Raw genomic sequence first — 15,754 nt, 5'->3', positions numbered from 1 at the left:
CGCCAGGGTTTCGACTCGGGCGCGGTGCGCCCTCGCTCAACCCGATTTCTTGCTTCGCTCGAAATCGCTTTTCAGAGTGGCCGGAACCGCGCGGTACGCGTTACCTGAGAGATTGGCGGGGAGGCTTGCTCCTTCGGTGCCCGGCTGCGTTCGCCGGGGCTCTCCCGCGTGGGTCATTCGGCCCGTGTTCTGTTGTGCGTTCAGTCTAGCGGCTGGTCAGCGCGTTCGAATCGCGCGAGTGGATGCATCACGGCAGGAATCCGGGCCATTCGCGCGATTCGAAGGCGGATGTTATTTCCCGGCGAGTTCGGCGCGGACTTCGTCGCGGAGGCGGCCGAGGTTCTCGGGGTCGGGGGCGGCTCCGAGGAGGGTTCGGGTGTAGTCGTGCTGGGGGTCGAGAATCACGGTGTCGGCGGGGCCGCGTTCGACGACGTCGCCCTTGTAGAGCACCATGATCTCATCACTGAAGTGGCGGGCGGTGGCGAGGTCGTGGGTGATGTAGAGAACGCCGAGGTTCTCCTCGCGCTGCAGGTCCGCGAGGAGGTTCAGCACCCCCAGACGGATCGACACGTCCAGCATCGACACCGGTTCGTCGGCGACGATGAACCGGGCACCGGGGGCCAGCGCCCGGGCGATCGCGACGCGCTGCCGCTGCCCGCCCGACAGCTCGTGCGGGCGGCGCTCGGCGAAGCCTTCCGCGGGGGACAGCCTCACCCGCTCCAGCAGTTCCAGCACCCGCTCCCGCACCTGCCCGTTCGTGAGGTGCGGGTGGTGCAGACGAATCGGACGCTCCAGGTGATGGATGATCGTGTGGAACGGGTTGAGAGATGCGAACGGGTCCTGGAACACCATCTGCACATCCGACCGGTACCCCGCCAGCGCGCGACCGTGGCTGCCCGACGGCTGCCCGTCGAGGAGGATTTGCCCGCTCGTGGGGGTCTCGAGCTTCATCAGCATCCGCGCGATCGTCGACTTCCCCGACCCCGACTCCCCCACCAGCGCGACCGTCCGGCCCGGCTCGAGCGTGAACGACACATCCTTCACCGCGTGCAGAATCGTGCTCTTGAACCCGGACCGCAACGTGAAGTCCTTGGTGAGGTTCCGGGCCTCCAGCGTGCCCGTGCCGCGGACGGCATCCGCCGTGATGCTCATCGAGTTCCCTCCTGGCTCACACCGGTGCGCACGAAATCTCCCCGCTCCCCCGTCAGAGAGGGGAAACTCGACAACAACCGCTTCGTGTACTCATGCTGCGGAGACCGGTAGATCTCTTCCGCTGTGCCTTGCTCCACGATCTGCCCCTGCAGCATCACCGCGATCCGGTCGCTGATCTCGATCAGCATCGGCAGATCGTGCGTGATGAAGATCACCGCGAACCCCAAACGCTCCCGCAGCCGCATGATCTCTCGGATGATTCCACGCTGAACCACCACATCCAGCGCCGTCGTCGGCTCGTCCATGATCATCACCTGCGGATCCAACGCCAACGCCATCGCGATCATCATCCGCTGCCGCATCCCCCCGGAAAGCTCGTGCGGGAAACTCGTCAAACGGGACGGATCCACCCCCACCAGCGTGAGAAGCTCCTCGGCGCGTGCGGTCTTATCCTTCTTCGACATGCCCGGGCGGTGGGTGTCGAAGATGTCGAATATCTGCGCCTTCACGTCGATCACCGGGTTCAACGAGTTCATCGCCCCCTGGAACACCATCGAGATCTTGTCCCACCGGAACGCCCGCAACCCCTCGCCATCAAGCGCGACGACATCGATATCCGTGCCGGACCGATCATGGAACACGATCTCACCGCCCGTCATCAACGCCGGTGCCTTCAACAACCGGTTCATCCCATACGCCAGCGTCGTCTTCCCGCACCCCGACTCACCCGCGAGCCCCAGGATCTCCCCCCGGTTCAGAGTGAGCGTGACGTCGCGGACCGCCCTCACAGGTGGGTCCACCTCATATTCGATTGACACGTTGCGTGCGGTCAGCACAGCGTCCGGCGCGCTCATGCGGTGACCCCCTTGGTCTTGGCGGCCTTGCGCACCCGGCGGGCGGCTTCGGGCGCGTTGCGGAGCTTCGGATTGATGACCTCGTCGATCGCGAAGTTGATCAGCGCGAGTCCGGCGCCGAGCATCGCGATCATGATGCCCGGGGGCACGAACCACCACCACGCGCCGCGTCCGATCGCCTGACCGGACTGCGCGTCGTTGAGGATAGTCCCCCAGGTGATCGACGAGTTGGGGCCGAGACCGAGATAGGAGAGACCGGCCTCACCGAGGATGGCGAAGATGATCGCGAAGAGGAACTGCGCGGTGAGCAGCGGCAGCAGGTTCGGCATGATCTCGACGAGGATGACGCGGAACGAGCGCTCCCCCGCAACCTTCGAGGCGTACACGTAGTCACGGGTGCGCAGGGAGCGGGTCTGCAGGCGCAGGACATATGCGGCGCCCGCCCAGGAGGTGATGCCGAGCACGAACGCGACGAGCTGCCAACTGCGCTGCTCCACGAAGGAGGCGATCACCATCGTCAACGGCAGGCCGGGGATCACGATCATAACGTTGGTGAGTAGCGCGAGGCCGTCCTCCCGCCATCCGCCGAGGTATCCGGCGAGGACGCCGAAGATCAGCGACAGCACGATCGCGATCCCTCCGGCCACGACGCCGACCAGGAGCGAGCCCTGCGCGCCGATCGCGAGCTGGGCGAACATGTCGTTGCCGAGCTTGGTGGTGCCCAGCCAGTGCGCCGCCGACGGCGGCTGCAGCGCTTCATTGCCGGTACTGCGCGGATTCTGCGAGAAGATCGGCGCGAGGATCGCGAAGAGCACGATCGCGAGGACGATGATCGAGCCCGTCATGAACTTCGGCGAGGTGCTGGGGAGGATACGGCGACGACGCTTCATGGTCGCGGTCGCGAGACCGACAGTCGTCGCCGGAGCGGTGGTCGGCTGATCCTTGACGATCAGGTTCGTGGTGTCAGACATTCTGGCGAGCCCTTGGGTCGATGAAGCCATAGACGAGGTCCATGATGAAGTTGGCCGCGAGCACGGTGATGGTGATCACGAGGAAGAGGCCCTGCATCAGCGAGTAGTCGTTGTTCGTGACGGCCTGGAACATCAGCTTGCCGATGCCCGGGTAGGTGAACACCTGCTCCATCACGATGGAACCGGCCACGACGAAGCCGAGCGTGATCGAGAACCCCGCGATCGACGGTATCGCCGCGTTCCGTGCGGCATAGGTGGTGAGAATACGCCGCGGGCGCAGTCCCTTCGCCTCGGCGGTGAGGACGTAGTCCTCGGCGAGGGTGGAGACCATCATGTTCCGCATCCCGAACATCCAGCCGCCGACGGACGAGATGACGATCGTCAGCGCGGGCAGGATCGAATGCGCCAGCGCGTCCGTGAAGAACGCCCAGGTCGGCTCCGGGCCGTCCGGGAAGTCGAAGACGTCGTAGCCGCCGAAGATCGGGAACCAGCCGAGACCGACAGCGAAGACGGAGACGAGGATCAGCGCCATCCAGAAGTACGGGATCGACTGCAGCACCGTGGTCGCCGGAATGAGGTGGTCGACCCAGGTGCCGCGCTTCCACCCGGCCCAGGCGCCGAGCACGACGCCGAGCACGAAGGACAGCACGGTCACGGTTCCGACGAGGATCAGCGTCCACGGCAGCGCCTGACCGATGAGTTCGGTCACCGCCGTCGGGAACTTCGTCACCGAGACGCCCAGGTCGCCCTGGAACATGCGGCCCCAGTACGCGAGGTACTGCTCCCACAGAGAGGAGTCGTCGCCGCCGAGCAGGAGCTTGATGTTGCGGATGGTGGTCTCGGAGACCTCACCGCCCGCTCGCTGCATCTTGGCGATCATGATGTCCGCCGGATTCCCCGGCATGAGCCGGGGAAGCAGGAAGTTGAGGGAGATCGCGGCCCACAGCGTGAACGCGTAGAACCCGATCCGTCGTGCATAGAACTTCATGTCACTGATTCCTTTTACTTCCTGCTTCCCCGTCTCCTATCGACTCACTCGGCCGGCTGCAACTGCGTCAGGACATAGCCTGCCGCGATCGCGCCCCAAGACGGCGGGAAGGCGTAGAGGTCGTCCTCCGTCGGCCAGCCCGTGAAGTCCTTCGTGTTGTAGAAGGTCTGGGTCGCGTTGATCACCAGTGGGATATACGGCAGATCACGGACGATCTCCGTCTGGATGGTGCCGTACAGCTCCTTCTTCTCGGCCTCGTCGTTCGTGCTGATCGCGGCCTGGATCGCCTGGTCGACGACCGGGTTGCTGTAGCGGCTGAAGTTCCAGCGGCCGGCGGGGACCTCGGTGCCGACGGGGCTCGTCGACTCGACGGCGGTGCCGCCGAACCAGTCGCGGTAGATCTGGAACGGGTCGGCCACGGAGGTGCCGACGACACCGCCCACGATCAGCTGGAAGTCGCCGCCCTGACGAGCATCCGAGAACTCCTGCCACTGCACCGTCGAAGCGGTGACCTTGATGCCGGCGGCCTCCGCCTGCTCGGCGATGAGCTTCGCGGCGTCGTTGTAGTCGGTCCAGCCGTCGACGGAGATCAGGCTGAGCTCCAGCGTCGCGCCGTCCTTCGCGTAGAACCCGTCTCCGCCCTTGACGTAGCCGGCGGCCTCGAGGATGCTCCCTGCCTCGGCGGCGTCGGCCTCCTGCGGGCTGACCTCGTTCGCGGAGTCCGCGACCCACTTCTCGTCGCGCGGGAGGAGCGCGAAGGTCGGCGAGATGTCACCGGTCATGCCGACGAATGCCTTGTCCTTGATCGCCGCGCGGTCGATCGCGACGTTCAGGGCCTGACGCACGGCGACATCGGTCTGCGGGCCGCTGCAGCCGAGCTCGGCGTTCGAGCAGGTGTACAGCACCGTCGGGTCCTGCGGGGTGTTGATCCAGTCGATCTTCCCGTTGGCGGTCACGTCGTCCGGGTTCGGGATGAACATACCGGCCCAGTCCAGCTCACCGGCGGCGAACAGATCCTGCGCGGTCTGGTTGGTGTCCAGGGCGATGTACTGAACCTTTTTGACCCCGAGCTCGTCGGCGTCGCGGAAGTTCTCGTTGGCGACGAGCGTGTACGACTCGCTGGTGGTCTTGTCGACGACGTACGCGCCGGAGCCCACCGGCTCCTCGTTCGCGAAGTTCGCGAAGTCGGTGATCTCCGACCAGATGTGCTCCGGGAGGATGTAGGTCGACCCGAGACGCTGGAACTCGGTCGTGTACTGCGCGCTCGAGTACGTCAGGACCGCCGTGGTGTCGTCGATCGCCTCAGCTGAGACGAGACCGTTGCCCTCGGGGTTGTTCGCCTCGTAGTTGAAGGAGAACGCGACGTCCGCAGCGGTGAGCGGCTCGCCGTCCGACCAGGTGAGGCCGGGCTTGATGGTGATCGTGATCACCGTGCCGTCCTCGTTGTACTCGTAGGAATCGCCGATGAGGCCGACCGGCTCTGCGTCGGCGGTCTTGTTGAAGAAGAACAGCGGCTCGTAGATCGGGCCGAGCGCACCGTGCAGGACGGTGGGGGCGAACGGGTTGTAGTTCGCGGTGATGGGGGTCTGGCTGCCTGCCCAGACCCGGAGGGCGCGGTCGCCGTCGGCGTCGCCTCCCCCGTCGCCACCGGCTGTACAGCCGGTGAGGCCCAGAGCGAGGACGGATGCTCCCGCCACGGCGGTGAGCGCGATCCTGCGCTTTCCGTTACTGATCATTCTTGTATTCCTCTCGGTGCTGCACTGCAGGAGGGATGTGCTCCGGGAAGGAGCAGAACCCCGGATGGGGCTCATCGGGAACCTTCCGAGGCGGGATGACACCCACCCGAAGGGTTTGTTAGGACAGTAACCTAACAAACCCTTCCCTGACGAACAAGCCTCGCCGCTCGCACCAGATAACGTTTCGGACTCGACGGCGGATGACGTCATCGATTGACACTAAGGGTCAAAGAGACACTAAGATCGTCACGGGAGGTTAAGGTAACTATGACTCAAAGCATTCGCGTGGCGGTCTCCACCGTCATCCTCACGCTGCGCCGCACCGAGTCGGGCGACGCCGTGCTCGCTCTGCCTCTCGTGCTGCGCACCCGGGAGCCCTTCGCCGACCAATGGGCGCTGCCCGGCGGCTGGCTCACGACAGCGGAGTCGCCGGTCGATGCATCCGCTCGCACCCTCTCCGAGACCACCGGTCTCGCACCAAGCTATCTCGAGCAGCTCTACGCCTTCGGAGCGGTGGACCGCTCCCCCACTCGGGTCGTGTCGATCGTCTACTGGGCGCTGTTGCGTCAGGACGACGTCGACGCCCAGAGCGAGGCGCACCGGGCGTCGGGTCGCGCCCCCGAGAACGTGCGCTGGTTCGACATCGACGATCTGCCTTCCCTCGCGTTCGATCACGCGAAGATCATCGAGTACGCGCTGTGGCGACTGCGCAACAAGGTCGGCTACAGCAGAGTCGCGCACGGATTCCTCCCCTCGGAGTTCACGCTCGCAGATCTCCGCGAAGCCTACGAGGCGATCCTCGGAAAGAGCCTCGACCCGGCCAACTTCCGCCGCCAGGTCGAGGCCTCGGGAAACCTGCTCCCCACTGACCGCTTCCGCACCGGAAGCCACCGCCCCGCCCGCTTGTACCGCTACAACACCGATGTCGCGCTGGCCGATCGCGGCCCGCTCGGCCCCGAAGAAACGAGCATCCGATGACCCCGAACTCCTGGGTTGCTGAGCCTGTCGAAGCACCCGTCACCCGGCTCGACCCGTCGGTCGACCACCATCTGCAGGCGATCGTGACCGGGGCGTCGACCGACGCCACCTGCAGCACCGATCTCGCCGCCGGCCCCTGGGACTTCGACACGCGGCCCGGCTACGGACCCGGCTCCTCGATGGGCGACGTGACCCCGACCGGTGCTCCTCGTCAGGGCGAGCTGCCGGCCGCCTACCGCGAGGCGAGCGAGACCGAGCTCGACGCAAGGATCTGCGCCGCCAAGCGGACGCTCGGCGACCGGGTGGTCGTGCTCGGGCACTTCTATCAGCGTGAAGAGGTCGTGCAGCACGCCGACTACGTGGGAGATTCCTTCCAACTCGCCACTGCCGCGAAGAGCCGCACGGATGCCGAGGCCATCGTCTTCTGCGGCGTGCATTTCATGGCCGAGACAGCCGACCTGCTCTCCACACCTCAGCAGGCGGTGATCCTGCCCAACCTCGCGGCCGGCTGCTCGATGGCCGATATGGCCGACATCGACCAGGTCGAGGACTGCTGGGAGCAGCTCGGCCGATGTGTACGGCGACATGGACGCCGTGGACGATGACGGCCGCGTTCCCGTCATCCCCGTCACATACATGAATTCCTCCGCTGCCATCAAGGGCTTCGTCGGTCGTCACGGCGGCATCGTGTGCACGTCGTCGAACGCGAAGACCGTGCTGGAATGGGCGTTCGAGCGCGGGCGCCGCGTGCTGTTCTTCCCCGACCAGCACCTTGGTCGGAACACCGCCAAGGCCATGGGCGTACCGCTCGAGCGGATGCCGATGTGGAATCCCCGCAAAGCGCTCGGCGGGTCGACGGCGTCCGAGCTGGAAGACGCGCAGGTCATCCTCTGGCACGGCTTCTGCTCGGTGCACCGCCGTTTCACGGTCGCCCAGATCGACCAGGCCCGTGCGGAGCACCCGGGTGTTCGCGTGATCGTGCACCCCGAGTGTCCGATGGAGGTCGTCGACGCCGCCGACGAGGCAGGCTCGACCGACTACATCCGCAAGGCGATCGAAGCCGCGACCGAACCGACGACGTTCGCGATCGGCACGGAGATCAACCTCGTCCGCCGCCTCGCCGCGCAGTTCCCGCAGCACGAGATCTTCTGCCTCGACCCGGTCGTCTGCCCCTGCTCGACCATGTACCGCATCCACCCCGGCTATCTCGCGTGGGTTCTCGAAGAGCTCGTGGCCGGCCGAACCCCGAACCGCATCACCGTGTCCGACGACGTGGCGGCTCCCGCTCGGGTCGCGCTGGAGCGGATGCTGGCGGCGAAGCCGCCGGCCGCGGCGGGTGCGAGATGAACGTCGTCATCGTCGGCTCGGGCATCGCCGGCCTGACAGCCGCACTCCACGCGCACGAGGCGGGGCATCGCGTCCGCATCGTCACGAAGGGGGCTCTCGGCGACGGCAGCACGGGCTTCGCGCAGGGCGGTGTCGCGGGCGTGTACGGACCGAGGGACTCGGCTCAGAGGCACGCGATCGACACCGTGAACGCGGGCGCGGGGCTGTCCGACGCCGCTGCCGTCGACGTGCTCGTGCACGAAGGATCCACCCGCATCGCCGAGCTGATCGCGCGAGGCGTGGCGTTCGACCGCTCGCCCGACGGCGAGCTCATGCTCGGGCGGGAGGCGGCTCACAGCCACGCGCGCATCGTCCACGCGGGTGGCGACGCGACAGGGGCGGCGATCTCGCAGGCGCTGGTCGCGGCCGTCCGCCGGACGACGATCGAGGTTGTCGAGCAGGCGTTCCTGGTCGACCTCCTGGTGCGGGGCGGCGCGGTGCACGGCATCCGCATGCTGATCGACGGTCAGGCGTCGGATGCCGAGGCGGATGCTGTCATCCTCGCGACCGGCGGCGCGGGGCACTTGTATTCGCACACGACGAACCCGGTCGGCACCACGGGAGACGGCATCGCCGCGGCTCTCCGTGCCGGCGCCGCTGTCGCGGACATGGAGTTCGTGCAGTTCCACCCCACGATCCTCGCGTCCGAACCGGCGTTCCTCGTGTCCGAGGCGGTGCGCGGTGAGGGCGCGACGCTGATCGACGACGAAGGCCGGCGCTTTGCATTCGACAGCCACCCCGACGGCGAGCTCGCTCCCCGTGACGTCGTGTCGCGCGCGATAGCGCGACAAGCCGCCCGTCAGGGTTCACCCGTGCGGCTCGACGCCACGATGCTCGGCGGCGACCGTCTCGCCTCGCGGTTCCCGACGATCGACCGCGTGACGCGCGAGCGAGGCTACGACTGGTCTCGCGAACCCATCCCCGTGACGCCCGCGGCGCACTATCTGATGGGCGGAATCGCCACCGACCTCGACGGTCGCACGAGCCTCGCACGACTCTTCGCCGTCGGCGAGACCGCCCGGACGGGTGTGCACGGCGCGAACCGCCTCGCGAGCAACTCGCTCCTCGAGGGCGCGGTCTTCGGTGCTCGCGTCGCGGCGGCACTGGATTCCCCCTCGCTCCGGTATGAGTTCGCGTCGCCTCAGAGCGTCTCCAGCGACACCGATCCGCACCGGAACGAGGACGCGAGCCGCTTCACGCGCGCCGCGCTGCAGCAGCTCATGTGGGAGCAGGTCGGGCTGCTCCGCACAGACGACGGTCTCGGGCACGCTCTCGGGATCGTCCGCACCTGGCGTGCTGCCGCGTCGGAACCGGTGACCGTCGCGGAGCACGAGGATGCGAATCTCCTCCTGCTCGCCGAGACGACGGCATCCGCTGCTCTGACCCGAACCGTGAGCGTCGGCGCCCATCACATCGAAACCTCGGAACTGGAGAGAGTCTGATGCTCACCGCCGCCACCATCAACCGCGTCGTCGGCGCCGCCTTGGAGGAGGACGCACCGTGGGGCGACCTCACCAGTACCGCTCTGCTGCCGGCCGACGCCACGGCGACCGCCGACCTCGTGGCCCGCGAGCCGGGCGTCTTCAGCGGCGGAGAGGTCTTCGCCACCGCCTTCGCGCTGACCGACCCGACCCTCACGACCGACGTGCACGTCGGCGACGGAGACGAGTTCTCGCCAGGCGACGTGCTGGCATCGGTATCGGGCTCGGCCCGCGGCATCCTCACCGCCGAGCGCGTCGCGTTGAACTTCACGCAGCGCATGAGCGGCATCGCGACGCTGACCGCCGGCTACGTGCGCCAGGTCGACGGCACGAAGGCGCGCATCGCCGACACGCGCAAGACCACCCCGGGGCTGCGCGCCTTCGAAAGACACGCGGTCGTCTCGGGCGGCGGGCACAATCACCGCTACTCGCTGTCGGATGCGGTGATGGCGAAGGACAACCATCTCGCGGTGCTGCAGCGCTCGGGCGCAGACCTCGCCGCAGCACTGCGGGCGGCATTTGCGCGGCTTCCGCACACCACGCACGTGGTGGTGGAGGTCGATCGGCTCGATCAGATCGCGGCAGTGCTCGACGGCGGGGCGCACACCGTGCTGCTCGACAACTTCTCGCTCGACGATCTGCGGGCGGGCGTCGCCCTGATCGGCGATCGGGCGCAGGTGGAGGCCTCGGGAGGCGTCGACCTCGGCACCGTCCGCAGCATCGCCGAGACCGGCGTCGATGTGATCTCCGTCGGCGCGCTGACGCACTCGGCGCGTGCCCTCGACCTCGGACTGGACGTCAGGATCGACTGATGCTGTACGTCGACCACGCCGCCACCTCGCCCGTGCGGCCAGAGGTGCTCGAGGCGATGCGTCCCTACCTGACTGACGTGTTCGGCAACCCGTCGAGCCATCACACCGTCGGAGAGGCGGCGGCGAGCGCGCTGGAAGACGCCCGCCGCCGTGTGGCGAGGGTGCTGGGGATGCGTCCGGCAGACGTGATCTTCTCGAGCGGCGGCACCGAGGCCAACAACCTCGCGGTGAAGGGCATCGTGCTCGGCTCCGCACGGCGGCATCTGGTCGTCTCCCCGATCGAGCACGAGTCGATCCTCGAATCGGCGGACTTCCTGCGCCGCTTCCATGGCGTGACGGTGACACCGCTCGACGTCGACTCCGCTGGGCGAATCACGGCGGATGCGGTCGCCGCGGCTCTGAGACCGGACACCGCGCTCGTGGCCCTCGGACACGCGAACAACGAGATCGGCACGGTGCAGGACGTGGCGGCGCTCCGTGCGGTCACCAGCGCCGCCCGCGTGCCGCTCCACGTCGACGCGGTGCAGTCCGCCGGATGGCTCCCCCTGACCGATCTGGGTGCGGACGCGATCGCGATCGCCGGTCACAAGCTCGGCGCGCCGAAGGGCACAGGCGCGTTGGCCGTGCGCGGCCGCGTTCCCCTGGAGCCGCTGCTGCACGGCGGCGGGCAGGAGCGAGGTCGGCGCTCGGGGACGGAGAACGTCGCCGGGGCCGTGGCGCTCGCGACCGCACTCGAACTGGCGGAGGCCGAGCGCGCCGACGTCGCGAGCCGCGTCGCGGCATCTACGAGGAGGTTCATCGACGGTGTCCTCACCACCGTGCCCCGGGCCGCGCTGACCGGGGATCCTCAGCATCGCCTGCCGGGCACGGCCAGCTTCACGTTCGCCGGCGTCAGCGGCGAAGCCGTGCTTCTCGAACTGGAGCGCCGTGGTGTCGTGTCGTCGAGCGGGTCGGCGTGCGCAGCCGGGAGCGACGAGCCTTCGCACGTGCTCCTCGCCTGCGGCATCCCGCCCGAGGTCGCCCAGACCTCGGTGCGGTTCACGTTCGGCAGGACAGCGCTGCCTGAGAGCGCGGCAGGGCAACTCGCGGCGCTCGTCGCGGAAGCCGTCCACGCGGTCTCCCGAGGGTGAGTGCCGCGACTCGTCGCGTTTCGTCTCGCTGCGCGCTCAACGACCAGTAGGCATCGGGTCGTCGCGTTTCGTCTCGCTGCGCGCTCAACGACCAGTGGGTCTCGGGTCCTTGCGTTTCGTCTCGCTATGCTCGCTCAACGACCAGTCAGCCTCGGGTCGTTGAGCGAAGGAGCGAAGCGACTGAGACGAAACGCGGATCCGATCGCTGCACGGAAGGCCGCATGCAGCACGAGGCGTTTCGTCTCGCTGCGCTCGCTCAACGACCAGTGAGCCCCGGAGCGGGTAGGCCGCCATAGACTCGGCTGGTGACTGCATCCGCTCCGATCGTGACCGTGATCGTCCCCGGTCGCGACATCGCCGCATTCGCCCCGGCCGCCCTCGAATCGCTGCGTGCGCAGTCGGAGTCCCGATGGCAGGCGATCCTCATCGATGACGGCTCGACGGACGCGACGGCCGCCGTCTTCGCGGATGCCGCGGCATCCGACCCGCGATTCCGCGCCGTCCGGCACGAGGAGTCGATCGGCCTCGGCGGCGCCCGCAATGCCGGACTCGCCCTGGTCGACACCGAGTTCCTCGGCTTCCTCGACGGCGATGACGAGCTCGCCCCCACGGCTCTCGAGAGGTTCACCACCACGCTCGTCGAGACCGGCAGCGACTTCGTGGCCGCAGCGTACGTGCGCTCGCGCTTCGACGGGGAGCGCTACCTGCCCGGTCGCGTGCAGCCCTGGGTCGCTGCGGCCACCGACCCGGCACGTCTCGGCACGACGATCTTCGAGCATCCCCGCGCGTCCGCGAACATCGTCGCCTGGTCGAAGATGAGCCGCACGGAGTTCTGGGCGGATCTGCGGTTTCCCGAAGGCGTCGCCTACGAGGATCAGATCGTCGCGCAGCGCATGTACACGGGCGCTCGCGCGTTCGACGTCATCCCCGACGCGCTCGTGCAGTGGCGGTTGCGCGCCGATGGCACATCGATCACGCAGAGCAGAGCGCGACTCCCCGTTCTTCGGGACTATCTCGCCGCTCTGCGCGGCGGCATCGCCGTGCTGCGGGATGCCGGAGCGCACCGTGCGGTGACCGCTAGGCTCGAACTCATCCTCACCATGGACGTGCCGCCGCTCCAGGAGATCGCCGGCACCCATCCCGACCCCGCATACGCCGCGGAGGTCACGGCGTTCATCGCCGAGCTGCGGTCACTGCCCGAGTTCGCCGACGCCCACCCCGATCCTTCTCTCGTCGCGGCGCTCGCCTGGTGACCGCGGCCCGTCTCGGAGAACCCAGATGACGCTCGCGCGAGGCGGCCTGTCTGCACTCGGCGCGCCGCTGTGAACGGCGTCCGTCCGCGTTCTCCAGAATCAGGACTTCCATGAACGACTATCTGAACTCCCTCTTCGGCCTGGACGGTCGCACCGCGATCGTGACCGGCGGCAGCTCGGGCATCGGGCGCGGCATCGCCACCGCACTCGCCCGAGCCGGCGCCGCCACCGTCATCGTCGCCCGCGGATCCGAGCGCGTCGAGGACACCGTGCGCGAACTGACGGATGCCGGCTGCCGCGCCGCGGGCGTGGTCGGCGACCTGAGCACGCGCGACGGCATCCGCGCGGTGGCCGAGACCGCGACCGAGCCGTTCGGCGAACCCGACATCCTCGTGAACTCGGCGGGCATCAACATCCGCCCCGCATTCGCCGAGATCACGGAGGACGACTGGGATGCCACGATGACGGTGAACTCGCTCGCGCCGTTCCTCCTCGGACAGCGCTACGCGGTCGGCATGGCCGAGCGCGGCTACGGCCGCCTCATCCACATCAGCTCGCAGCAGGCGCACCGCGCCTTCGTCGGCAGCGGCATCTACGGCGTCTCCAAAGGCGCGGTCGAATCCCTCATGCGCTCAGAGGCCGAGGCCTGGGGCGGCACCGGCGTCACGAGCAACACCCTGGTTCCGGGCTTCGTGCTGACTCCCCTGAACGCGCGGCTGCAGGAGGATCCGGTGCAGATCGCAGCTCTCGCCTCGCGGACGATGATCGGCCGCAACGGCGTGCCCGGCGACTTCGCGGGGGCGTCCGTGTTCCTCGCCGGCGCGGGCTCCGCCTACGTCACGGGGCACTCGCTGTTCGTCGACGGCGGCCTGTCAGCGCATTGAGCTTTCAGTCTTCGGTCGGATAGACCCGGTCGTCGACGCGTGGCGCGTCGAGCAGCGGGACCGGCGCCGTGAGCGCGGCCACGGCGTCGGCTCCCGCCGAGTCCGCGGGCGCCCGATCGGCGCGGCGTTCGGCGAGCGGTGCCTCGGCCCCGCCCGTGACCTCCTCTTCGAGCACCGCTTCGGTCGCAAGGACCCTCGAAGCCGCCACCTGCTGCTCGGCGAGCTCGGCGTACAGCCCGCCATGCGCGAGCAGCTCCGCGTGCGTCCCCGACTCCACGATGGCTCCCGCGTCGAGCACGTGGATCATGTCGGCGCCCATGACCGTCGAGAGCCGGTGCGCGATCGTCAGGGTGGTGCGTCCCTTCGCGGCCTCGTCGAGCGCCTCCTGCACCACGCGCTCCGACACGGTGTCCAGCGCCGACGTGGCTTCGTCGAGCAGCAGCACTGGCGGATCCTTCAGCAGCACCCGTGCGATCGCGATGCGCTGCTTCTCTCCGCCTGAGAGCCGGTAGCCGCGTTCACCGACCACGGTGTCGTAGCCCTGCTCGAAGCCCGCGATGATGTGGTGGATGTTGGCCGCCGTGCACGCGGCGATCATCTCGTCGTCGGTCGCGCCGGGCTTCGCGTACAGCAGGTTCTCGCGGATCGTGGCGTGGAAAAGATAGGTCTCCTGCGACACGATCCCGATCTGGTCGATGATCGACTCCTGGGTCAGCGTGCGCACATCGGCACCCGCGAACATCACCGAACCGCCGTGCGCCTCGTACAGCCTCGGGGCGAGATACAGGATCGTCGTCTTGCCCGCGCCGGAGGGCCCGACGAAGGCCACGTGCCGTCCCGGTTCGGCGACGAACGAGACCCCCTGCAGAGTCGGGCGCGTATCGGGCGCGGCGTCCGGATAGCGGAACACCACGTCGCGGAACTCGATGCGTCCGCGCGGACCGGGCGCCTCGTCGACAGGCACGGCGTCCGGTGCGTCGGTGATCTCGGGGACGAGATCGAGGTACTCGAAGATGCGCGCGAACAGCGCCTGCGAGGTCTGCAGGTCCAGCGACACCCTCATCAGACCCATCAGCGGCATCAGCAGACGCGCCTGCACGGTCGTGAAGGCGACGACGGTGCCCGCCGTGATCGCGCCTGTTCCTCCCGCGATCAGATAGCCCGAGACGAGGTAGATGATCGCGGGGACGGACGACATCAGCACCTGCACGACGGCGAAGAAGCCCTGCCCGCTCATCGCCCGCCGCACCTGCAGCTTGACCTGGTTGCGGTTCTCGGCCTGGTAGCGGGCAGCCTCGGTGCGCTGCCGGTTGAACGACTTCGACAGCAGGATGCCGGAGACGCTCAACGTCTCCTGCGTGATCGAGGTGAGTTCGGAGAGCGATTCCTGCGTCTCCCCCGCGATGCGGGCACGCAGCTGACCGACCCGGCGCTGCACGAGGATGAGGAACGGCATGAGCACGACGGCGATCAGGGTCAGGCGCCAGTCGATGAGGATCATCGCCACGAGGGACGCGACGACCGTCACCGTGTTGCCGAGGATGCTGGTGACGGTGTTCGTCAGCACCCCCGAGACTCCGCCCACGTCGTTCTGCAGACGCGACTGGATCACGCCGGTCTTCGTGCGCGTGAAGAACCCGAGCTCCATCGCCTGCAGATGCTCGAACAGGCGCACTCTCAGGTCGCCGGTCACGCTGTTTCCCACGGTCGAGGTCAGCCACGTCTGCGTGACGCCGAGGGCGGCCGAGAGCAGGAACAGCCCGATGGTCGCGAGCACGAGACGAAGCAGCAGGTCGAGCTGCGGACCGCCACCGGCGACCGGGAACAGCGCGTCGTCGAAGATGCGCTGCACGATCAGCGGCGGGATCACCGCGATCGCCGCTCCGACGATCACGAGCGCGGCGGTGAAGCCGATGCGCCACAGGTACGGGCGGAACAGCGAGATCACGCGCGCGCCCAACCTGTCGATGCGCGGGGCGGCCGCGTTGATACGGCGTTGCGCCTGCGCATCCACCCCGTGGAATCCGCCTCGTCCGCCGCCCATGCTCATCCTGTCAGCGTACTCAGCGGCGTCGACACGAGGAGCGGTTCTGCCTGGAGCGGATTCCTGGGAGTTCGGAATGAAATGT

Annotated in this window: 12 protein-coding genes, 1 pseudogene and 1 riboswitch; of the genes and pseudogenes, 7 read left to right on the top strand and 6 right to left on the bottom strand. The window is 68.0% G+C overall.

Translation table 11 applies throughout. The annotated features are described in order from the left end of the window. Nucleotides 1–81 precede the first annotated feature (81 nt). Nucleotides 82–177: riboswitch (glycine riboswitch) on the bottom strand. 114 nt (nucleotides 178–291) lie between these two features. Genes QFZ53_RS09380 through QFZ53_RS09360 form a run of 5 tightly spaced genes read right to left on the bottom strand, consistent with a single transcriptional unit; the run spans nucleotide 292 to nucleotide 5,701 of the window. After that, complete coding sequence (locus tag QFZ53_RS09380; protein ID WP_307295639.1) at nucleotides 292–1,152, bottom strand: ABC transporter ATP-binding protein; 861 nt, start codon at nucleotides 1,150–1,152, stop codon at nucleotides 292–294. Then, entirely contained in the window at nucleotides 1,149–2,006 is an 858-nt protein-coding gene (locus QFZ53_RS09375) for an ABC transporter ATP-binding protein (protein WP_307295637.1), read from the bottom strand. Before QFZ53_RS09375 ends, QFZ53_RS09380 begins: the two co-directional genes overlap by 4 nt. Continuing rightward, nucleotides 2,003–2,977 carry an ABC transporter permease gene (locus QFZ53_RS09370; protein ID WP_307295635.1) on the bottom strand — a complete coding sequence of 325 codons (975 nt, stop codon included), beginning with the start codon at nucleotides 2,975–2,977 and terminating at the stop codon, nucleotides 2,003–2,005. The genes QFZ53_RS09375 and QFZ53_RS09370 overlap by 4 nt, the downstream gene beginning before the upstream one ends. Then, nucleotides 2,970–3,965, bottom strand: a complete 996-nt coding sequence (locus QFZ53_RS09365; RefSeq protein WP_307295634.1) for an ABC transporter permease — start codon at nucleotides 3,963–3,965, stop codon at nucleotides 2,970–2,972. Before QFZ53_RS09365 ends, QFZ53_RS09370 begins: the two co-directional genes overlap by 8 nt. A gap of 44 nt (nucleotides 3,966–4,009) precedes the next feature. Continuing rightward, nucleotides 4,010–5,701 (bottom strand): ABC transporter substrate-binding protein, encoded by a 1,692-nt coding sequence (locus QFZ53_RS09360; RefSeq protein ID WP_307295633.1) that lies wholly within the window; start codon nucleotides 5,699–5,701, stop codon nucleotides 4,010–4,012. A gap of 267 nt (nucleotides 5,702–5,968) precedes the next feature. Between QFZ53_RS09360 and QFZ53_RS09355 the strand changes: the two genes are divergently transcribed. From QFZ53_RS09355 to QFZ53_RS09325, 7 genes and pseudogenes are all read left to right on the top strand, one after another. After that, complete coding sequence (locus tag QFZ53_RS09355; RefSeq protein ID WP_307295632.1) at nucleotides 5,969–6,679, top strand: NUDIX hydrolase; 711 nt, start codon at nucleotides 5,969–5,971, stop codon at nucleotides 6,677–6,679. Continuing rightward, nucleotides 6,676–8,026 (top strand): annotated as a pseudogene (gene nadA / locus QFZ53_RS09350) (quinolinate synthase NadA). Before QFZ53_RS09355 ends, nadA begins: the two are co-directional and overlap by 4 nt. Next, on the top strand, nucleotides 8,023–9,507 hold the full coding sequence (gene nadB / locus QFZ53_RS09345) for an L-aspartate oxidase (protein WP_307295631.1): 1,485 nt from the start codon (nucleotides 8,023–8,025) through the stop codon (nucleotides 9,505–9,507). The pseudogene nadA and the gene nadB overlap by 4 nt, the downstream one beginning before the upstream one ends. Then, nucleotides 9,507–10,358 (top strand): carboxylating nicotinate-nucleotide diphosphorylase, encoded by an 852-nt coding sequence (gene nadC, locus QFZ53_RS09340; protein WP_307295630.1) that lies wholly within the window; start codon nucleotides 9,507–9,509, stop codon nucleotides 10,356–10,358. The genes nadB and nadC overlap by 1 nt, the downstream gene beginning before the upstream one ends. Next, a complete protein-coding gene (locus QFZ53_RS09335; protein WP_307295629.1) occupies nucleotides 10,358–11,488 on the top strand; it encodes a cysteine desulfurase family protein in 1,131 nt (376 codons plus the stop codon). The genes nadC and QFZ53_RS09335 overlap by 1 nt, the downstream gene beginning before the upstream one ends. A gap of 305 nt (nucleotides 11,489–11,793) precedes the next feature. Further along, complete coding sequence (locus QFZ53_RS09330; protein ID WP_307295628.1) at nucleotides 11,794–12,741, top strand: glycosyltransferase family 2 protein; 948 nt, start codon at nucleotides 11,794–11,796, stop codon at nucleotides 12,739–12,741. A 110-nt stretch (nucleotides 12,742–12,851) separates the two neighbouring features. Beyond that, nucleotides 12,852–13,625, top strand: coding sequence for an SDR family NAD(P)-dependent oxidoreductase (locus QFZ53_RS09325; protein ID WP_307295627.1), 774 nt, complete (start codon nucleotides 12,852–12,854; stop codon nucleotides 13,623–13,625). A 4-nt stretch (nucleotides 13,626–13,629) separates the two neighbouring features. Here QFZ53_RS09325 and QFZ53_RS09320 read toward each other — a convergent pair whose 3' ends face one another. Beyond that, a complete protein-coding gene (locus QFZ53_RS09320) occupies nucleotides 13,630–15,675 on the bottom strand; it encodes an ABC transporter ATP-binding protein (RefSeq protein WP_373426282.1) in 2,046 nt (681 codons plus the stop codon). Nucleotides 15,676–15,754: the final 79 nt, after the last annotated feature.

It is taken from the genome of Microbacterium natoriense, from assembly GCF_030816295.1.
In the GTDB taxonomy this organism is placed as follows: Bacteria; Actinomycetota; Actinomycetes; order Actinomycetales; family Microbacteriaceae; genus Microbacterium; species Microbacterium natoriense_A.
The sequence above is the reverse complement of the archived record's forward strand: the minus strand, read 5'-3'. Positions and strand labels throughout refer to the sequence as shown.

Bases quoted from the DNA above. Each gene is read 5' to 3' on its own strand.
- QFZ53_RS09380 (WP_307295639.1), bottom strand. From the start codon at position 1,152: ATGAGCATCACGGCGGATGCCGTCCGCGGCACGGGCACGCTGGAGGCC.
- QFZ53_RS09375 (WP_307295637.1), bottom strand. From the start codon at position 2,006: ATGAGCGCGCCGGACGCTGTGCTGACCGCACGCAACGTGTCAATCGAA.
- QFZ53_RS09370 (WP_307295635.1), bottom strand. From the start codon at position 2,977: ATGTCTGACACCACGAACCTGATCGTCAAGGATCAGCCGACCACCGCT.
- QFZ53_RS09365 (WP_307295634.1), bottom strand. From the start codon at position 3,965: ATGAAGTTCTATGCACGACGGATCGGGTTCTACGCGTTCACGCTGTGG.
- QFZ53_RS09360 (WP_307295633.1), bottom strand. From the start codon at position 5,701: ATGATCAGTAACGGAAAGCGCAGGATCGCGCTCACCGCCGTGGCGGGA.
- QFZ53_RS09355 (WP_307295632.1), top strand. From the start codon at position 5,969: ATGACTCAAAGCATTCGCGTGGCGGTCTCCACCGTCATCCTCACGCTG.
- nadB (WP_307295631.1), top strand. From the start codon at position 8,023: ATGAACGTCGTCATCGTCGGCTCGGGCATCGCCGGCCTGACAGCCGCA.
- nadC (WP_307295630.1), top strand. From the start codon at position 9,507: ATGCTCACCGCCGCCACCATCAACCGCGTCGTCGGCGCCGCCTTGGAG.
- QFZ53_RS09335 (WP_307295629.1), top strand. From the start codon at position 10,358: ATGCTGTACGTCGACCACGCCGCCACCTCGCCCGTGCGGCCAGAGGTG.
- QFZ53_RS09325 (WP_307295627.1), top strand. From the start codon at position 12,852: ATGAACGACTATCTGAACTCCCTCTTCGGCCTGGACGGTCGCACCGCG.
- QFZ53_RS09320 (WP_373426282.1), bottom strand. From the start codon at position 15,675: ATGAGCATGGGCGGCGGACGAGGCGGATTCCACGGGGTGGATGCGCAG.